Source organism: Bacillus sp. LK2 (assembly GCF_001043575.1).
Classification (GTDB): Bacteria; Bacillota; Bacilli; order Bacillales; family Bacillaceae_G; genus Bacillus_A; species Bacillus_A paramycoides.
Genome location: NZ_LDUK01000096.1, coordinates 1 through 248 on the forward strand (window position 1 = coordinate 1; position 248 = coordinate 248).

At 48.4% G+C, this 248-nt stretch carries 1 rRNA gene; it reads right to left on the bottom strand.

Annotated elements, in window-relative coordinates:
* A 16S ribosomal RNA gene (locus VK90_RS27220) occupies nucleotides 1–224 on the bottom strand; the annotation flags it as partial.
* Nucleotides 225–248 lie beyond the last annotated feature (24 nt).

Consider the following 248-nt stretch of genomic DNA (forward strand, 5'->3'; position numbering starts at 1 on the left):
AGCCGAAGCCGCCTTTCAATTTCGAACCATGCAGTTCAAAATGTTATCCGGTATTAGCCCCGGTTTCCCGGAGTTATCCCAGTCTTATGGGCAGGTTACCCACGTGTTACTCACCCGTCCGCCGCTAACTTCATAAGAGCAAGCTCTTAATCCATTCGCTCGACTTGCATGTATTAGGCACGCCGCCAGCGTTCATCCTGAGCCAGGATCAAACTCTCCAATAAAGTTAGTTTGTCTAGCATCTAAAA